The sequence below is a fragment of the Candidatus Wallbacteria bacterium genome (assembly GCA_028687545.1).
GTDB lineage: Bacteria > Muiribacteriota > JAQTZZ01 > JAQTZZ01 > JAQTZZ01 > JAQTZZ01.
This window is the reverse complement of sequence record JAQTZZ010000018.1, coordinates 1-17,771: the sequence shown is the minus strand read 5'-3', so window position 1 is coordinate 17,771 and position 17,771 is coordinate 1. Positions and strand designations below refer to the sequence as shown.

Here is a 17,771-nt window from a genome sequence, read left to right as displayed (position 1 = left end):
TCGGCACAAGAGAACGTTTAAAAGTTCAATTGATAGGCTGGTCTACCTGCGGGATGATGTCAGGACCTGAGACCGTGAAATATTTCTGTCCTTCCAGGGCCAGGGAAACCATGCCATTCTCGTCCGGATGCAGGATTTTCAGCTTCTCCAGACTGTCACCATAGACAGTGACCGTGATTCCGCTGAAATCAGTACCCCTGAAGCCAAGATCAAAACCGGCAGCCTTGACTGTTTTGTCGAAGGAGACATTGCGTGAAGAGCCGTTACGCAGGGTGACAGTTCCGTCGCCAAAATAGATCAGCTGCTCATTAAGCTGGTTTCCTTCGCTCTTATCACCTGCGCCGTATTGTTCCATGCATTTCAGCACTCCGTAAAGATTGCGCACTGATGCGGTGGCATGCTTTTGCTGGCAGGTCTCGACAGTGATCACGTGCTTCTGCCAGGTGCAGGGCGGCACCCAGGCCATGTTTGTGGTGGAAGCTGCCATGCCGATGCAACCTGCCGGGCTGCCTTTGCTGCCTGTTCTCAGCCAGGCTTCGGCAAAGCAGGTGGTATCCACAAAAGCTCCGTTGAGGCAGGCTACAGACCAGATCACAGGCAGTTTGCCGCCGTTGCTTAGGCTCTGGCAGTCGCTGACATTAAAGCCGCTGGTGACCCACTGGGTAGGAGTTCCGTGGCCGATATAATTAATGATGCTGCAGCCTTCGCTGACTGCATTGAAGATGGTGTTCTTGTCCGCTTCAGCGCCGTTTTTATCATAGCATTCAGTAATCTTTTCAAAACCCGAACTTTTGAGGCTCGCGTTGAGTTCACTGGCCCGCTCGTAATCCTTGGGATTACCCTGGTCTGAAGCAATGGCTAATGCCTGCTTGTACCAGGCGGCAGCGTCGCCTGTGGCAGGATTCTGTTCGTAATTGATGGACTTGGCAGCTATGTAAGCGACCTGATCCGGGGTTTCTGCTGAAATCCTGGAAATAAAAGCGTCAGGTACATTATCATTGCCTGCGAGCTTGACATAGCAGGCGTCGGAGTCAGCACCTTCCATCTTGCCTTTCAAGGTCGGAACCTGTTCCGCATCTCCCACCAGCAGCACAAAGCAGAGATTGCCTTCGTCATAACGCTTCTGCAGGAATGATTTGATTCCATCCGCTGAACCACCCGCCTGAGAGACAGGCAACAGATCCACTTTCCAGCCCAGCTTCTCTTTCCATTCCTTGAGCGGTTTGAGCGAATCAAGGAAGGAATCGTGGGCAATGATCAGCAGGTTCTTGTTTTCTTTTGGGTCTGAACACCCCTTAGCACTCTGGGATTCGTAATTAATGAAAACATCGGAATAAAGATTCTCGAAATCAGCTGAATCAGGCCTGATCCTTGATACGCCTTTGAAGTCACTTCCTGCGTTGACTGAAACAGTCAGTTTTGTATAAATCCGCAGCTTGTTTTCCTTGGGATTGAACTGGAAAGGGATCACCGTCAGCTGCACGCCCCAGATATCCCTGAACTTGAATGGTGCAGACACGCTGACCATCTCCTCGGTTTTCGGATACCAGCCGTCTGTCTGGTAAATGTCACTGAATTCATATTCCACGCGGTCCGGATTAATGTCTCTCATCAGATTGCCTTTGGAAGGGACCAGAGGGTCGATCTCCCTGATCACTGAGTCGCTGTTGACTATGGAAGCATTGACTCCCGAAGTTCCAGGCAGGGCGATAAAGGAAGTGATCTTGGGCAATTCCGGGAAGCCCTTTAATAGGGTCAGAGATGATTCAGGAAGCTCTAATTTGGAATAGGTTTTACCGTTTTGCTTGACTTGATTGATAAAAACTCCCGGCACATTTACATCCAGCTGGATTTCAGAGCCGAAGTTCTTGGTGATCTGCTTGGATGCCGAATAATCAGGGGACTTTGTCAGGCCGATCCAGTCGGCATGGGCTGCGGATAAGGAAAAGACCAGGAGCAGGTTGAGAGCGAAAACTTTCATGTTACCTCCAGAAAATCTATTGATTAAAAATTTCCATCCGGATTTATCCTGACTCATTATTATTATATTCACACTAAAGAGATCTGCAATGGGAATCTGAAGTTGTCAGCGAATCAGGGGCCAGGTATCAGTTAACCTTGTACAGGACCATGGGCTGGGATTTTCCCTTCAGCAGCACAGGATCGCAGGCTGTGAACGCGACTCCAGGAAAGGCTTCGGGGTTGATCATTTTGTATAAGTCGCTGCTGATCAGGACCTGGGACTGGGCTTCCTTGGTCTGTGTCTGGATTCTGGAGGCGATGTTGACTGTATCGCCGATCACTGTGTATTCCATGCGGTCCTTCACTCCAACGCTGCCTGCCACCAGTATCCCGGTGTGCAGGCCGATCCCGAATCTGATCTCAGGATATTTTCCGAGGCTGTTGAATCGCTTCAGTGCCTCCCCCATTTCAAGCGCGCTTTTCAGGGCCAGGGAAGCGTGATCTTCAAGGCCGAAGACAGGGCTGTAAATAGCCATCACTGCATCGCCGATGAATTTGTTCACAACTCCGTGATTCTTGATGATCGGGTCCAGCACATATGAAAAATAATCGTTCAGGAAGGTGATCAGTTCCTGCGGTCCGAGCTTTTCGGCAAGAGGCGTGAAATCCCTGATGTCTGAAAACAGGATTGTGGCCTGGATCAGTTCACCGGCCAGATTGACCTTGCCTGATTTCATGATCTGCTGGGCTATTTCCATTGAAACATACTTTCCAAAGGTGTCCTTGATTTTTTCGCGTTCCTGCAGGCCGTCCAGCATCAGGTTGAAATGCCCCTTGAGCTGGCCGATCTCGTCAGAATAAAGGACTGAAGTCTTGCAGCTGAAATCTCCTGAAGCCACTCTCTTCATCCTCCCGATCAGGATGTTGAGAGGTTTGAGCAGGGAACGGCGGTTGAGATAGATGGCCAGAAACTGAAGCAGATAAAATCCTGCGGTCAGGAATAAAAGCCCAATGGCTGCGCATGCCGTAGGCAGCAGCCAGAAATAGATCGGCTGAAATTCTTCCGCAGTCATCCCGAAAAAGAAGGAAAAATTAAGGTAAAACAGCACAAACAGGCAGAGCAGCAACGGGATGAAGGCCAGGGAAAAAACCATGAAAAAATTCCGCAGGCCCAGCCCGATCGTGAGACCCTTTTTAATCCTGTAAAGACCCTGCTCGGCAAAGAAAGGTTCTGCAATCCTTTTTTTTACATACAGGGGAATCAGTTCAAGCAGGAAAAAACTCATAAATGAACCGCTGAACAGGAAAAAGATAAAAGCTGTCAGCAAAACGCTGAGAGGGATAATCCCCATGAATCCCTCACAGAAAATATAGGTGTTTAACATGTCGATCAGGGCTTTGAACCAGAGCAGGATGAAAAGGAAGAAAGGCAGATTCAGGATGCGCTTTTCCACCAGACTGGGCCGGTCTTTTAAGCCGAACAGATTATAGCGGTAGATCGGCCAGAGCCAGACTATGATCAGCAGAATCAGAAGGTTTGTCGGCTGGAAATAGTCTCCTCCGGTTTTGCTGATCCGGCTGACCTTCAAATGGTTCGGACCGGTTTTATCACCAATGAGAGGAATCTTTTCAGTAATCCCGGACTTGGCGTCAAACATCCGCCTGATGTCTGAACCATGAAGAATGTCAGTGAGGTGCGAAAGGTAATCAGTCAGAAATTCCAAGGTATCTTTTTGTGACAGCTGGATTTCCCTTGTGTCGCTCAAAAGCATCTGGACATTGCCGCGCAATTTGCTGAAATCCTGGAAGGTAATTATCTGTAAAATGCTGTTGAGCCATGTTAATGCCAGAAATGAGATAAAAAACAGCAGATAGATCGGAAGATAGAGCTTTCCCAGAGTGGTAAATATTTTTTTCAGGATTCCGAACATGTGTGGATTATACTCCTGCATCCTGCTTCATGACAGAATCGAGTTTGGGTGTCAGGTCTGCGCAGATGGAATCGTATCCATTTACAGTATGTAGGTCTGCAATGGAAATCTGCAGGTTTCAGGGAGTGATGATCCTGGTCCGGCCCTCCGAATCCTGGAAAACAAAATTGCAGTGATTCAGGCCGCAATGCTGAGGCAGCGGGAATGTATAGCTTCCGTTATCCAGGCTCAGCGGTGTCTGATGAAAATACCCGGAGACCTGGTAGCAAGCGAATGCGCGTGTCAGAGGAGATGAGGAGTAGACGTGCAGCTTCAGCGGATCTCCGGCCATCTTTGCAAATTCCAGAATCACTTTCAGCGGGTCTGAGTAAACTCCGATCGTGATACAGTGGATCGCTCCTTCCAGCTCAATGATCTGTCTGCAGTTAAAGCCTGCCACCTCATAACCGGGCATCAGCCTGCGATAGATTTCCAGAGCTTCCTGGTCTGTTCCAATGTTGTAAATCGGCACCAGCACTTTCCTGTTCACGATCAGCGAATTGAGGTAACTGAAATTTACGATATCACCGTTATTGTTTCCATATTTAGGCATCGGGATCCGCTCCACACGATACGGTTCGCCTGAGAGGTTTTTTGCTGCAGTCAGGGTCTGGTAATCTTCATCCAGGATTTCCTTGTTGCCAGGTACTCCGTCTTGAGCGTTCCTGTACTCGCCGAGCAGGATTGTGTTGCGGCCGAGAAATTTGCAGTACAGGTCCACGTGTCCTGTGTTTTCCTTGAGCAGTTTTTTCAGAAAAATCAGCTGGCCTGCGCCGAAATAATCCCTGTATACACTGCGCACTTCTTCCAGTTTTTCGGGTTTATCATAATAAGCAGAGCAGACTGCAGTGCCTCTGCCGTCGAACATCATATTCCCGCCGTTATCGTAAAATCCCGATAAATGATTCTTACCCGGAAATTTGTCAGCCAGTTCCTGGACAGGGCCGTATTGAGCCTCAAGCAGCACTTTCTCCCGCCCACCGTTTTCAGGGATGATCCACCAGGGTCCGAAATCGCGGACCCAGATCGAGAGCTGTAGATTGAAGATCCTGACATTAGCCATGTTCACGCCGAAATCAGTGAGTTCCTTTTTCACTGCATCAACTGATCCACAGACAAAAACCTTAGTGTCCGTAGCGATGAATTTAATGATTTCCTTCTGAAGTTTGGAGTGAGTCCAGTCCCAGCAGACGATGATGCCTTCTGCAGGATCGAATTCGGCAGGAACTGTGAAATTACCCTGCGGAGGTGTTGCATCCTTCGCTGTCCTGATCTGCCAGGGAATCCCGCAGGTTTTGATGAACTGGGAGTGTGTTAATTCCTGGGAAAATATATTGATGGAGAAGAAAAACACTAAAAAGAGCAGCGCAGACTTCATACTCCCCTCCGCAGGAACAATCCTTATTTTCTCTCAATACTCTTCAATAAATTATATACATTGCGCCGGGAAGATCAAGGTGTATGTTTTCCTTCGTCCGGCTGCGTTTTATTGTTTTCTTCGATATGTTCATCCAGTACAGCAATTACTCTAGCCATCTCTTTTTCGTCAAATACTTTGAGACTGATGCAGATGGGTTTGACTTCTGAGGAAAACGGCATGATCCCCAAGTGCGCAGAAGGCAAGGTTCCGTCCAAGACCGAATATTCTCCAGCAAGTATCGTGTACTCTTTAATGTCACAGAGGCGGATGCTTCTCGTGCCCAAGAAAAACGATCTGTAAATTATCTCTTCATCAGTGAGTGTAATCTTAAATGCCTTTAACACGATTATCAGGAAGCAGGCTATGGCTGCCATGGAAACAGTCACTTTAACGATTCCGGGATCTGCACTGCCCCGGTGAATAATTACTGCCAGGGGCATCAAAAGCAGTAATGCAGCAAAAGCAAAAATAAGTAAATAAGCCTTTGAACATGCATCTAAAATCAGGACCCGGCCATCAGATTCTGCAAAAAGCTGCCGGAACGAATGACTCATCTTATTAGCTCCGTTGGCTGCACATATGTAGCTTTTTCCTGAAAACATCCCACTAAATCAACTGTACAAAATTTTCGTACAGTCAAGCAATTAATTTATTCCATACTCAAATCCATATCTTCATGGGCTGTAGAATGTGTGCTTTATCTTTGACAAATGTATAGTCCCGGTACTGTTCCCTCCCTTATCGGATCAGTCTGTATTTTTGCAAACGGCTTTTAGGCTTATCGGGATTAGTGAATTCGATTAACTTCTCAGCAAGGAGCAAGCTTATCTGTTTTTTCAGTTCCCCGGATATATTGCTATGCCCTATTGCTTTGGCTATTTCTGATTTTGATTTTGGACATTCCAAAAGTGCAGCCAGAACTTTTTCGCGAATTGACTCGGGCCGTGACTCGGGCCGCGACTCAGGCCGTGACTCGGGCCGAAAGTCTTTATTATGCGCTGCTATGGTAAATTCAGGATGAACCGGCAGCCGGACAACAAACGACAGGCGATCATCGTCTGTTTCGAAATCAGGATCTGGTGAGCCATTATTGCTCATTGCCTGCAGAATCTTGGGTATGCCGGTTGCCCGTCCTTCTGTAAGACCGAGTTCTTTGAGAAATTCGCCGATGCGGCGGTTGCGGTAACGGCGGGAAACGGCCTTCCCGATGCGGAGCTGATCAAGTCTGATCGAACGGTCTGGGCCAGGGAAACTGAGAATCGTCATCTCGTTCGGAGTAATTCGTACTTCTATAGGCTCTCGTTCTTCGTAGCTGCGGTGATAGACAGCGTTGACCACGGCTTCTTCAAGGGCATCATACGGAAAGTTGGCAACGCGCGTGGCCTCGGCCCGATCATGGTGTTTGATGACAATCTCGTTAAGGTAGTTGCGCCGGATAAAGTCCAAGGATTCGCGGATCATCTGCGGCAGAGGTCCGCGGAAGATTTTTTCCGTGAAACGGTCTCCGCCTGGTTCTTCCGGAAACCAGACCACATCTATCTGTGTGACCGGAAAAAACCGGTGAGGTTCCGGGTTAAAAAAAAGCAAGCCAACATTAAGCGGAAACTGAGCTTCCACAGGCCCGCCGATTATATTCATCTGTGCACCAAGTTCGTGAAGAGGCAGCTTTGCAGCCAGAGGAGCAAGTTCACTGTCTATTTTTTTCAGAAAATCCAGGATCAAGTCGCGGGACAAATCTTCCATCCTCGCGCGCTGGTTTATGCGGTCATCAGACGGGACAGTAGCAGCCAGCGAGAGCAGCTCGGTGTCGTCCGCCCCTTTAGCCCGCACTGTGCTGGAACATTTACGAATGAAGTATCCATATTCCTTGCAGCTTTTCCCTAAACCAAGTTTGGCTTTATAAGGCCTGGTCTGGCCACCAGGAACCCAGATCACGAGAATGGATTTCTCTTCAACAATATGGTGCACAACCACAGGATTATATGCGGGCTGGATCGCGCTGTGCCCGAGATTCAGGATTTCCTCCTGGATTGTGCCAATCTGATCGGTATTCAAACCAACAGGCGGCAGTTTCGGCTGTCCGTTTTTTTCTTCAACACCAATAACGATATAGCCGCCACCCAGGTTATGGAAATCATTGGCAAAAGCGCAGATTGTCTGGATTGTATCAAGTGGATTCCAGCCTGCCTTGAATTCAAGGCGTTCAGATTCCACGGTTTTACAGTGAAGCAGATCATTCAAATTAATTGGCAGAGGCATAATTTACTCCGTAAATACTACCTGCTTTGTTTGATGACGGGGTCAGGTCATGGTTGAGGCAGTATATGTGGCACGACCTTATCCCGGACCCGGCCGCTTTTTTCAGAAAATGAATGCCAGTTTTATGTTATCGCTTTTTGCTTGAAAAATCAAGAGAAAAGGATGGATTCCAGCTTGCGCTGGAATGACGGGAAAGGAGTTTCCGTCTGCTCGATGAATATTAAACTGTCAAACTTTACCCGTTAGGTTTCCCGGCCAGAGCCTTGTGCAGCTTGCGCAGTTCGCGGGCGTAAGTCACAAGCTGGCCCAGTTCGTCGGGTGTGATCATCTGCGAACCGTCGCAGAGTGCTTCAGGCGGATTGTAATGCGCTTCAATGATCAGGCCGTGCACGCCGCCTGCGATCGCCATTCTGGCGATTTCAGGCACCAGCGAGCGGGTCCCTGCCGAATGGCTCGGGTCGAAAATGATCGGCAGATGGGTCTTTCTGAGAAGGTCTGGAATTGCATAGAGGTCTGCTGGATAGCGCTGCGAATAATCGAAAGTGCGCACTCCGCGCAGGCAGAGCATCACTTTCTTGTTGCCGCCTTCCAGGATGCGGTCCGCAGCACCCAGCAGCTCGTCCAGAGTGGCCGATACTCCCCGCTTTAAAAGCACTGGCTTGTTCTGCATTCCAAGTTTGTCCAGCAGATCGAAATTCTGCATGTTCCTGGCTCCGACCTGGAAAATATCAGTATAGCAGTAGCACAAGTCAATCAGGTTCGGGCTGATCACTTCAGTCACAACCGGAAGTCCGGTCAGCCGGCTCGCTTCCTGCAGGAATTTGAGCGCATCCTCTTTCAGGCCTTCAAACGTGCGGGCAAAGGTTCTCGGTTTCCAGGCACCGCCCCGCAGGATCTGGGCACCCTGCCCTGCCACCTGCTCTGCGATTTTCAGAATCTGTTCCCTGCTCTCAACAGCGCAGGGTCCGGCCATGAAGACTACCGGATTGTCCCCCCCGATCGCCGCAGCCCCGACTTCGATTACTGTATCCAGATGGTTGTAATTACGGCTCGCGAGCTTGTAAGGCACTGTGATCCGCTGCACGTCAGCCACGCCTTCCAGCTTGGTGAAGTCGCCCGGGAGCAGGTGAATGCAGTCGCCTTTCAATCCGATTACAGGCGTGTTAACTCCGTCGCGTCCCCTGAGTATGTCCGGAGTGACTCCTAATCTCCTGATCTCGGAAAGTATGTGCTGATAGCGCTGTTCACTGATATTGATGTCGCATTTGATGATCATGACTTATCCTTTCTGCATTTCGTCCTGCTGTATGTCTTAATACCAGCTGTGAATTTCAAAATAGTCGGAAAATGCCTTGCGAAGCCTCAGGAAGTTCTGTTGATGCCAATTTACAAATTCTCCCCGGAGCTTCGGATCATTGAAATTCTCTCTGACCCGCCAGACCCATGTGATGTATTCCACAATTCCAGGATTCGTGTTTGAAAGCTCGCTCAAACCGTTATAAACCCGGCCGAGATACTCGGCATCATTGGTCCTGATGGCAGTCAGTGCGCAGTCCAGCGGACTGTTGTGGTAGAACAAGATCAGTTCTTCCTTGAATTCAACAGTCTTGTTTTCCAAGCCTACAGTGTCGCCCGACCTGATCGAAGCTTTTAATCCATTGAGCAGCTTTGCGAAATATTCCAGGTTAATCCTGATGTCCACAGGACGCTCTGCATCCGGAAGAAAATTCAGCCACTGCTCGAATCTTGTTTCGAACACGAGGTAACACTGGGATAGATCGTCCCAGTCTTTTTTCTGCTTGACCGGAGATTTCAGATCTGAATCCAAGGTGTTGGCAAGGCAAATCAGCTTCTGATAGTTCGGGCTCAACGTTTGTTTTACCTGATCCAGCGATGAATTTCCCAGCGAGCAGGCAGGGCAGCAGAAAGCACAGATCGAGGCGGACAGTATACAAACAAGCATTATTTTTTTCAAAGGATCTCCTTACGTCAATTTCCTTTGGCTCCGGCTTTGATTAAAATTGCGGCGATTGCATCGTCACTTCCGTCTCTGGCATAGTCAAGCGCTGATTTGCCTTTGCCGTCCCGTTTATTGAGATCAGCTCCCTTTGAGATCAGGATTTCTATCAGGTCCTGCTTGTGAAGCTGGACTGCGGTAATCAGCGGAGTAGTGCCGTTATCGTTGGGCTGATTCACGTCAGCGCCGCGCTCGATCAGGAATTTGACAATTTCCAGGTTGTTCCAGCTCAGCGCAAACAGCAGCGGAGTATTGCCGAAATGCAGCGGGCAGTTGACATCAGCACCTTTCTTGACAAGTGCATCCGCGATTTCCAGGTTGCGCATGGAAAGAGCTGCGAACAGCGGAGAAGAGCCGGAATCGCTGGAATTGGGGTTGGCACTTGAATTAAGGGCGGTCTCTACTGTGGCGGCATCGTTGGCGCGGATTGCTGCGAAAAGCAGCTTGTCGGTTTCCGAGAGAGCTGCACTCTTTTTGACGGTTTTCTTCACAGTTTTCTCGATTTCCTTGGTGGCAGGCCGGGATTCCGGCTGTGGATCTCTGATTTCTCCTGAAAGCATCATTCCTACCCAGCATAAAATTTTATCCTGGCTTGTGCCTGTAATTTTCCGCTGATCTGTTCCATCCTGGTTCATGCGCCAGATGTCTGTGGCACCTGCCTGTTTCGAAACATAAAATATCCCTCCGTCAGGGCTGTAAAAAGGGTATCCGTCTAAATCCGTATTTTCTGTCAGACGCTTGGGAGAGCTGCCGTCCAGAGCCATGGAAAAAATGTCGAAATTGCCGCTTTGTTTGCTCAAAAATGCGATCCTTAAGCAGTCAGGGGAAAACACGGGAAAAGCGTCCGGAAAATCGTTTTTCGTGATTCTTTTCTGATTGCCGCCGTCAATATCCATCAGGTAAATCTCTGAATTTTTATCCCGGTTTGAGACAAAGGCGATCTTAGTTCCATCAGGTGCAAACACTGACAGGTTGTCTTTCGCCGGATTTCCAGTCAGGTTTTTCTGATTGCTTCCGTCACTGTTCATCAGATATATTTCCTCATTCCCGTCCCTGTCTGAAGTGAACAGAATTTTTTTGCCGTCAGGGGAAAAACTCGGATAAAAGTTCCTGCCAGGCATTTCAGCAGCATTTTTCTGATCTGCTCCACTGGTGCCGGAAAAGAAGATCGCGGTTTTACCCGAAACAGTTGCGGAATAGACAAGTCTGCTCCCGAAAACACAAGGATGAGAGGTCATGTCGAGTGTTCCGCTGAGATTGATCTTTTCAAAGCTCCCGGTGACAGTATCATATTTCTGAAGAATCTGGCTTCCGCCTTCTTTGACAAGGAAAAGCAGGCAGTTGGTCTGCGATTGTTGCGTACCCGGCAGGATTTGACCTGCAGGCTCGGGCTTTCCGCATCCTGTGGGTATCATTAAAACCGCAGCTGCGGCAATCAGAAAAAAAATCTTCTGTACTTTCTCTTTCACAGGCATTTCAAGGTCTCCATTTCCTGAGCCTGATCCCATGTTATTTCAAGGATTTTCATGATGTATTTCTTGATTTCCAGGAAAAGTTCGATCCCTGCTCTGAGCATTTTTCTGAGCTGCTCATGATCCTGCCCCGAAATCGCTGCGTGTTTTCCATTGCCCGGATAGAGAAAGATCCCGAGCATGAAATTCTCATATTCCTGGCTGTAACCGATTTCAGCAGCCATTGTTTTGGCATCTTTTTGAGGCCATTTTTCAGAGGAGGCTTTTCCGGATTCGTTCTGCATAAAATCGCGAATCCTCTGCTTGGGATTAAAAAAAAGCAGCCAGCGGATAGTTACATATAGATTTAAAAGCGCATTCAGGAGATCTTCCGGTTCCCTGCAGAAACCCTTGCTGCAGAGCAGGGTGATTTCGTCCAGATAGCGGATGGCACGTGTGTAATGATAAATGGCCACGCTTTTCGGCAAAGAGTCTGAGCTGACCTGCAGCAAATCGTGGATGCTCTTGTCAATGAGCATCGCTGAGATGTTGCAGAGCTCTTCTATGCTGCTGTCTTCTGAAATCCGCAAATTTAAAATCTCTTCCTACGGAATTATTAACTGATTATAACAGGAAACTCTGAGAAAAACAGCTCTGAACCTGTCCCATGAGTCAGAAACCGACTCTACTCTTTTACAGGCATTTCCAGATAATATGGGCTGAGCCCTGGAGCAGCTTTTGGTTCTTTGTTCCAGATCCTGAATGCGTCGGATTGCTGAAACACGAACTCAGTTGTGCTGATTTTAACGTTGAATTTCTTGAAGGAATACCAGGGAGACAATTCCCGGTCGCCTAGATTCGCCATTATCTGCAGATCCTGATTTGGAACTGAATTGAAAGCAAACAGGTAAACTTTAGTCTGATCAAGAGGATTAACCGCCATATCAATCACCAGCAGAGCGCAGCCATCGAATCCATTCCTGGTGATCAAGTCACCGATTCTCAGATCATTAAAATTTTTCAGCCGTTCGAGCTTCTGGAAAGTCCCTTCGTATGTGCCTGCCTTGACATATTTCCACATGAATTCCTGGAATCTGTCGTAGTCCTTGATCGACTGCCGCTTCCAGTTCCACTGATAGTCGTTTTTAATTACAGTAGGTTTATAGCCATACAGATCCCAGAAAAAGGAAATCTGAGTACCCTGCTCAGTTTCATATCGCAGATCCTGATACATTTCCAGTGAATACATGTACTCAGCAAGCAGGCGGTATGTAAATCCAATGCCCTTCTGCAGCTCGCGCTTTCCCTGGTCTATGTCGATGATTGCGACATGATTCAGCTGAATGTTTTTCATGGCATATCCCAGATAAACTTTAGAGCCCTCTTTTTTCAGAGGCAGATGGCGCAGCCATTCAGCATAGGAATCATCCTGATAACGGATCCGCCTGTAGTTCTGAGGTGTATGGATTTTCAGGATCATTGCGCTCTCAGGGACATATTCAGGCAGCCACTTATAAGGTGAAACATCGCAGCAGGCTGTTGATGGAAAAGACAGCAGAATCAAAGTCACAGCAACAGCTGCGCAGTAGAAGTATCTGATGAATGTTACAATTAGTCTGAACATCAGATAGCCATCGGCAGAATCAGAATATTAATCAAGATTAAGGCAGTTTAAATATATGATTCGAGCTTGGTTTTGGACTGGAGTTGGGTTTCATTAAAGCATTCGCTGATAAACGGGCCATGAAAACCAAGTTTGAAAAGTTCTGAGAGAATTACCTTCCAGGGCATGCTGCCTTCGCCGATATTCAGGTGTTCGTCCTGGGTGCCGTGATTGTCGTGATAATGCACATTGATGATCCTGTCAGGGAATTTGCGGATATATTCCAGCGGACCTTCAGCTGTATTGGCATGACCCACATCAAGGCAGAATCGTACATAGGGGTGATCCACTTCATTGAATATATGCACCAGGTCAGAGACTTTGTCTCCCAGATAGAAGAACTGCATGCCTTTTGGCATGGGATTGACGTTTTCCAGGGCCAGGGGAAGCTTCAGCTCGCCGCAGACTGCAGCCACCTGATTGAGTGTGTCGCAGAGACGGTCGAATCCGGCCTTGCGCAACCAGTCCCAGGTTGGCATGCCGATACAGTATCCAAGATGAGTCGTGAGATGGGTGGCATTCAGTTTTTTGGCAAGCCTGACGCAGTTTTTTAAATACTCCACACAATGAGGGCGGATTTCGCTGACTGCTTCTGCCGGATTGAAGCAATACGGAGTGTGCAGGCTGTAACGCAGATTGTGTTGCTCTGCGAACAGGTTCAGCTTTCGGATGCGTTCATCGTCAAAGGAGTTCACACAATTGTATTTATAGAGAAGATCAATTTCCAGCTGGTCCAGGCCGTCCCTGACTGCCATTTCCAGATATTCCTCTGGCGGTTTCAGCACCACTGTGAAACCGAAAATATTTCGTTTTGTGATATCCATGTGGATCCTGCTTTTCTGATTATTTTAACAGTTCACCAGTCTCTGCGTCCACATGAAATTTGTAACCGTCAGCTGCCGCAAAATGATAGCACGGTTTCAAGATGATTGACTCGGTTTTTTCACCAGGCGGAGAGTAAAAACCAAGCGAATATTCGGTCAGGCTGACCTGGCAGTCTCCCTTGATCATGGAAGAAATCGCCTGCGCTGACTTGGTCAGGGCTGCCACAGGCCCGATCAGATAACTTTTTGCAGGAGGCAATTCTTCCAGTTTCCGCCAGATACGCTGGTAAAGAATTACTCCGTCTTTTCCAAGCAGTAGACTGATGCAGTCGCCCCTGGTCCCTGATATCTCGTAACCTTCCCTGACTCTTTTGAATGACAGAAAATAATTGAGGATGGACTTGTTGCCTGAATTATCAATTTCAAAGACAGGGCAGAAAGAATCCAGCACTGCGTCGGTTGGGAAACCGCCATTGTTTTCTATGTATGTGACAGCATCTGAATAAACTTTGAATGGATTGTCCGGGTAAGCCTTAAAACAATCCGGCAGATCTGCAAGGTATCTGCCTGAGTCGCTCAGAGTGGTGTTGCCGCTCTTGGCACGTGGCAGAGCGCTGAGTCTCCTGATTTCCTGTTCATCGACTGAAGCTTTGAAACTGGGGAGTTCGCCAGGTTGTGATTTGGCGAGATTGAAGGAATAGCTCAGTTTATCGGTGAGACGTACTGTTTTCATTCCTTTGGTTCCAACACAGCAACGGTTGTCAATGTCACGGGCGGAATTGATCAGATTGTTGATCAGATTCTGGATCTGCTGGATAATGTCATTGATATTGGTACTCGGTGCAGGAGTAGGATTAGGTGCTGGAGCTGGATCAGGCGCTGGCGCCGGGTTGGGTGCTGGAGCCGGGTTTGGCGCAGGCGCTGGATTGGGCGCAGGTGCTGGATTGGGTGCTGGAGCCGGGTTTGGCGCAGGCGCTGGATTGGGCGCAGGTGCTGGATTGGGTGCTGGCGCTGGATTGGGCGCAGGCGCTGGATTGGGCGCTGGCGCCGGGTTGGGTGCTGGAGCCGGGTTGGGTGCTGGAGCCGGGTTGGGTGCTGGAGCCGGGTTGGGTGCTGGAGCCGGGTTAGGTGCTGGAGCCGGGTTAGGTGCAGGTCCAGGATCCGGACCTCCTCCACCATAGTAATATTTATCAGCTGTCTGGGCACTCCAGCGGTCTTCAAGGCCTCCATTGGATTCAAGATTAGCTTTCTTCCAGGCTGAAACATACCGGGTAACATCTGCATCCGGACTGAGACCATTGATGGCTTTTGTGAAAATTGACGCCACATCGTCATCCGGGCCGTCATAGGATGTCTGATAGTAGCCCATTACAGATTTCAGACCCTGTCCGAAATTCTGCTTCCAGATGTTTTCTGCGACAGTCAGGCAGGTAGCACTGATTAAATATTTGACATTTTTTCCGCTCACTTCTTCCCTGTTGATTCCACCGTTTTCAAAATGAATATAACCTGGAGCACCGTGACCTGTGAAATATACCAGATCTATAGGGGTTTCAGGGTTAAAACACTTTTTTTCGACCTGAGAATTTTCCAGGAAACTTTCGATCTTCCAGCCGATGTTTTTCAGGCCGTCCCGGAAGATACCGGCATCGTTGTTGGAAAGATTTCCGCCGTCATCCGCCATCACCCGGGCACTGCCGTTTTTAGCAGGTACTGGATCTGGGGAAGGATCAGGTGCGGGATTAGGAGAAGGACTGGGTGCTGGATTGGGTGATGGACCAGGTGCTGGATTGGGTGATGGATCAGGTGCTGGATTGGGTGCTGGATCAGGTGAAGGGGTCGGAGCCGGGTCCGGTGATACTGGAGGATTCCCTTCGTAAACAACAGCAACATTGGAAGCTCCCACCTGGCAGCGGCCATATTCGATATTCATGAAGCCATTTTCACCCCAGCGGGTACCCCATGAGTTTTTTAGTATCCAGCAACCATTTTCACCCAGAGTATCGTCCCAGCCTACAAGCATGATGGCATGGTTGATGCCATTCATTGAATCATGATTGAAAATTCCGCCTGAGTACTGCTTAAAAACCCTGTCCGCAGCAACAACCGAACAGACAGGCCCGTATTCTTGAATTGCCTGCTTGATTTCGCTGACCGAATTTCCTATATAACCGCAGCTTTTGATCCGAAAGGGACGTTTTATACTGTTTTTGCATTCAGCATCATAACCCAGATATGGATAGTCACGTTCCAGGGCAGCGCCTTCGGTCTTGAAAAACTTCACGGCTGAGATCCAGCCTCCGCCGCAGCCATCACCCCAGGGGTTGCAGCAGAGCAGGTCCTGTTCTGAGAGATCGACTTCCTGCTTGTCTTTAATCTTGATCGCAGCTTCCAGCACCCCGATTGAGGCAAAAGCCCAGCAGGATCCGCATTCTCCCTGATGTTTGCAGGCTGTGACACCACCTTTTTCCCGCCAGTCGAATTTCTGAGGCAGCGCTGCTTTGAGTCTGGGAAGAACCAGTTTGTTGTCTTTGAGGTCCTGATTGATGTTTTTGGGTATTTTTAAGCCGCAAAGTTTTTCCAGAGGGATATCCCCTGTGATCGTATCAGGGTTTACAGTATACTTCGCACCTTCTTTCAGACATTGACTCTGGGCTGCTTTGAATTCCACATCCTTCGTGAAACGGCTGAAAGTATTGATTTTAGCGCTCAGGCTGGATATAAAAAGAACCGTTAAAAGGAATCCGAAATATTTTTTCATGAAATGCCCCCCCAGCAATGAAGATACAATAAGTTAATTATATCCACTTCAATATTATTTTCAAGGATGATGCGAAATGCCAGTTACAAAATGCTGCGGATGCTCCTGCCTAATTTACGTAATATTTCCTGGCGATTTCACTTTTCAGGAAAGAGATCTGCTTTGACTGAAATTTGCCTTCCAGGACTTGGGTGAAAGAAGCCGAGGAGTTGATTAAAATATCTCTGAGAGAATACGCTTTTTTCCCAGGCAGGATCAGAAGCCTGACTGCTACATATGAATATCTGGTCACTGCGCAGGGTGAAACCTTGTCAATAGCGCAGACGATCACAAACTGATTGGTGACAGGCACGTCGCAGTAGATCAGCAGATTGGTGGCTAGTTTAAGATCTTCCAGAATTTCTCTTTTCTGGAAAATATTCCCCCAGAGAGAGTTCCCGCAATAATCCATGATCCCGGTCTTGAATGCCTGGAACAAACCGTCGCTGTTTGTACTGTATTTGATGAGATTGAAAGTTTTAGTCAGATACTGGTTGTAATTAACATCAGACGGGTTGCCTGCGACAGGGACGAAGCACTTGAACCCGAGCACAGCCGAAGGTGTCTCAGCAAAGCTCGGCAATGCCTGCCAATACTGGATATTCAACAGATTGATCCGGACCAGGTAGTCCAGGTTTCCAGCCAGACAGGATCCGGCAGCAATTAAAATCAGTGCAAGACAGAATTTCCAGTTCATACATACATATAACCTGAATTTCATTCCTGATTCAAGAAACCAGCTCTAGCCACTTTTAAAAAAATCTGGTAAAATTTTCTTCAACAATAAAATGGAGTGGCACATGAAAAAAAATGAAATCAAGCGCATCGCCATCAATACAGGAGGTGGAGATGCCCCTGGCCTGAATGCTGTGATCAGAGCTGCCACCATCTCTGCCTTGAATCTTGGGTGGGAATGTGTAGGCATCCGTGACGGTTACAACGGACTGTTTCTTCCTGAGAGATATCCGGAAGGCGGGCTGATCCATCTGACTCAAAAAACTGTCCGCGGAATCACCCACCTGGGTGGCACGATCCTGGGGACCACCAATAAGGGCAATCCTCTTAAATTTCCCATGCCTGGACCGGACGGCAAACTTGTGGAAACAGACCGCACCAGCGAAATCATGGATGCGTTCCGCGCCAATAAAATCGACGCTCTGGTTGCAATCGGCGGTGACGGCTCGCTGACTATTGCCAATTCGTTTGCCCAGAAGGGTCTGAAGGTCGTCGGCGTTCCCAAAACCATTGACAATGACCTTGACGAAACCGTGATTACTTTTGGATTTGATTCTGCGGTTTCTTTTGCTACAGAGTGCATAGACCGGCTTCATTCCACTGCTGAAGCTCATCAGCGGGTGATGGTCGTGGAAGTCATGGGACGTTACGCGGGCTGGATAGCTCTGAA

The 17,771-nt window shown here is 48.4% G+C and carries 14 protein-coding genes; 1 reads left to right on the top strand and 13 read right to left on the bottom strand.

Going from position 1 to position 17,771, the window contains the following annotated elements:
• Window positions 1–25: 25 nt before the first annotated feature.
• From PHW04_09265 to PHW04_09205, 13 genes are all read right to left on the bottom strand, one after another.
• Complete coding sequence (locus PHW04_09265; protein ID MDD2716070.1) at window positions 26–1,981, bottom strand: C25 family cysteine peptidase; 1,956 nt, start codon at window positions 1,979–1,981, stop codon at window positions 26–28.
• Window positions 1,982–2,108: 127 nt separating this feature from the next.
• Window positions 2,109–3,893, bottom strand: a complete 1,785-nt coding sequence (locus PHW04_09260; protein ID MDD2716069.1) for an adenylate/guanylate cyclase domain-containing protein — start codon at window positions 3,891–3,893, stop codon at window positions 2,109–2,111.
• Between the two features lie 118 nt (window positions 3,894–4,011).
• A complete protein-coding gene (locus PHW04_09255) occupies window positions 4,012–5,310 on the bottom strand; it encodes an agmatine deiminase family protein (protein ID MDD2716068.1) in 1,299 nt (432 codons plus the stop codon).
• Between the two features lie 74 nt (window positions 5,311–5,384).
• Window positions 5,385–5,906: a hypothetical protein gene (locus PHW04_09250; GenBank protein MDD2716067.1), complete on the bottom strand. Its 522-nt coding sequence runs from the start codon at window positions 5,904–5,906 to the stop codon at window positions 5,385–5,387.
• 184 nt (window positions 5,907–6,090) lie between these two features.
• A complete protein-coding gene (locus tag PHW04_09245; protein MDD2716066.1) occupies window positions 6,091–7,611 on the bottom strand; it encodes a putative DNA binding domain-containing protein in 1,521 nt (506 codons plus the stop codon).
• 235 nt (window positions 7,612–7,846) lie between these two features.
• Window positions 7,847–8,887, bottom strand: coding sequence for a 3-deoxy-7-phosphoheptulonate synthase (gene aroF, locus PHW04_09240; protein ID MDD2716065.1), 1,041 nt, complete (start codon window positions 8,885–8,887; stop codon window positions 7,847–7,849).
• A 36-nt stretch (window positions 8,888–8,923) separates the two neighbouring features.
• Window positions 8,924–9,586 carry a hypothetical protein gene (locus tag PHW04_09235; GenBank protein MDD2716064.1) on the bottom strand — a complete coding sequence of 221 codons (663 nt, stop codon included), beginning with the start codon at window positions 9,584–9,586 and terminating at the stop codon, window positions 8,924–8,926.
• A gap of 14 nt (window positions 9,587–9,600) precedes the next feature.
• Window positions 9,601–11,103 (bottom strand): ankyrin repeat domain-containing protein, encoded by a 1,503-nt coding sequence (locus PHW04_09230; GenBank protein MDD2716063.1) that lies wholly within the window; start codon window positions 11,101–11,103, stop codon window positions 9,601–9,603.
• The gene (locus PHW04_09225; GenBank protein ID MDD2716062.1) at window positions 11,094–11,669 is read right to left on the bottom strand and encodes a hypothetical protein; all 576 of its coding nucleotides are present in this window, start codon (window positions 11,667–11,669) and stop codon (window positions 11,094–11,096) included. Before PHW04_09225 ends, PHW04_09230 begins: the two co-directional genes overlap by 10 nt.
• Window positions 11,670–11,764: 95 nt before the next feature.
• The gene (locus tag PHW04_09220) at window positions 11,765–12,703 is read right to left on the bottom strand and encodes a DUF4846 domain-containing protein (GenBank protein ID MDD2716061.1); all 939 of its coding nucleotides are present in this window, start codon (window positions 12,701–12,703) and stop codon (window positions 11,765–11,767) included.
• 47 nt (window positions 12,704–12,750) lie between these two features.
• The gene (locus PHW04_09215; GenBank protein MDD2716060.1) at window positions 12,751–13,566 is read right to left on the bottom strand and encodes a sugar phosphate isomerase/epimerase; all 816 of its coding nucleotides are present in this window, start codon (window positions 13,564–13,566) and stop codon (window positions 12,751–12,753) included.
• A 19-nt stretch (window positions 13,567–13,585) separates the two neighbouring features.
• The gene (locus tag PHW04_09210; protein ID MDD2716059.1) at window positions 13,586–16,327 is read right to left on the bottom strand and encodes a C1 family peptidase; all 2,742 of its coding nucleotides are present in this window, start codon (window positions 16,325–16,327) and stop codon (window positions 13,586–13,588) included.
• Window positions 16,328–16,436: 109 nt separating this feature from the next.
• On the bottom strand, window positions 16,437–17,063 hold the full coding sequence (locus PHW04_09205) for a hypothetical protein (GenBank protein MDD2716058.1): 627 nt from the start codon (window positions 17,061–17,063) through the stop codon (window positions 16,437–16,439).
• A 103-nt stretch (window positions 17,064–17,166) separates the two neighbouring features.
• Between PHW04_09205 and PHW04_09200 the strand changes: the two genes are divergently transcribed.
• On the top strand, window positions 17,167–17,771 hold a 605-nt coding region (locus tag PHW04_09200; GenBank protein MDD2716057.1), incomplete at its 3' end, for a 6-phosphofructokinase.

Bases quoted from the DNA above. Each gene is read 5' to 3' on its own strand.
- PHW04_09230 (MDD2716063.1), bottom strand. From the start codon at position 11,103: ATGCCTGTGAAAGAGAAAGTACAGAAGATTTTTTTTCTGATTGCCGCA.
- PHW04_09205 (MDD2716058.1), bottom strand. From the start codon at position 17,063: ATGAACTGGAAATTCTGTCTTGCACTGATTTTAATTGCTGCCGGATCC.
- PHW04_09255 (MDD2716068.1), bottom strand. From the start codon at position 5,310: ATGAAGTCTGCGCTGCTCTTTTTAGTGTTTTTCTTCTCCATCAATATA.
- PHW04_09245 (MDD2716066.1), bottom strand. From the start codon at position 7,611: ATGCCTCTGCCAATTAATTTGAATGATCTGCTTCACTGTAAAACCGTG.
- aroF (MDD2716065.1), bottom strand. From the start codon at position 8,887: ATGATCATCAAATGCGACATCAATATCAGTGAACAGCGCTATCAGCAC.
- PHW04_09215 (MDD2716060.1), bottom strand. From the start codon at position 13,566: ATGGATATCACAAAACGAAATATTTTCGGTTTCACAGTGGTGCTGAAA.
- PHW04_09220 (MDD2716061.1), bottom strand. From the start codon at position 12,703: ATGTTCAGACTAATTGTAACATTCATCAGATACTTCTACTGCGCAGCT.
- PHW04_09260 (MDD2716069.1), bottom strand. From the start codon at position 3,893: ATGTTCGGAATCCTGAAAAAAATATTTACCACTCTGGGAAAGCTCTAT.
- PHW04_09210 (MDD2716059.1), bottom strand. From the start codon at position 16,327: ATGAAAAAATATTTCGGATTCCTTTTAACGGTTCTTTTTATATCCAGC.
- PHW04_09250 (MDD2716067.1), bottom strand. From the start codon at position 5,906: ATGAGTCATTCGTTCCGGCAGCTTTTTGCAGAATCTGATGGCCGGGTC.
- PHW04_09265 (MDD2716070.1), bottom strand. From the start codon at position 1,981: ATGAAAGTTTTCGCTCTCAACCTGCTCCTGGTCTTTTCCTTATCCGCA.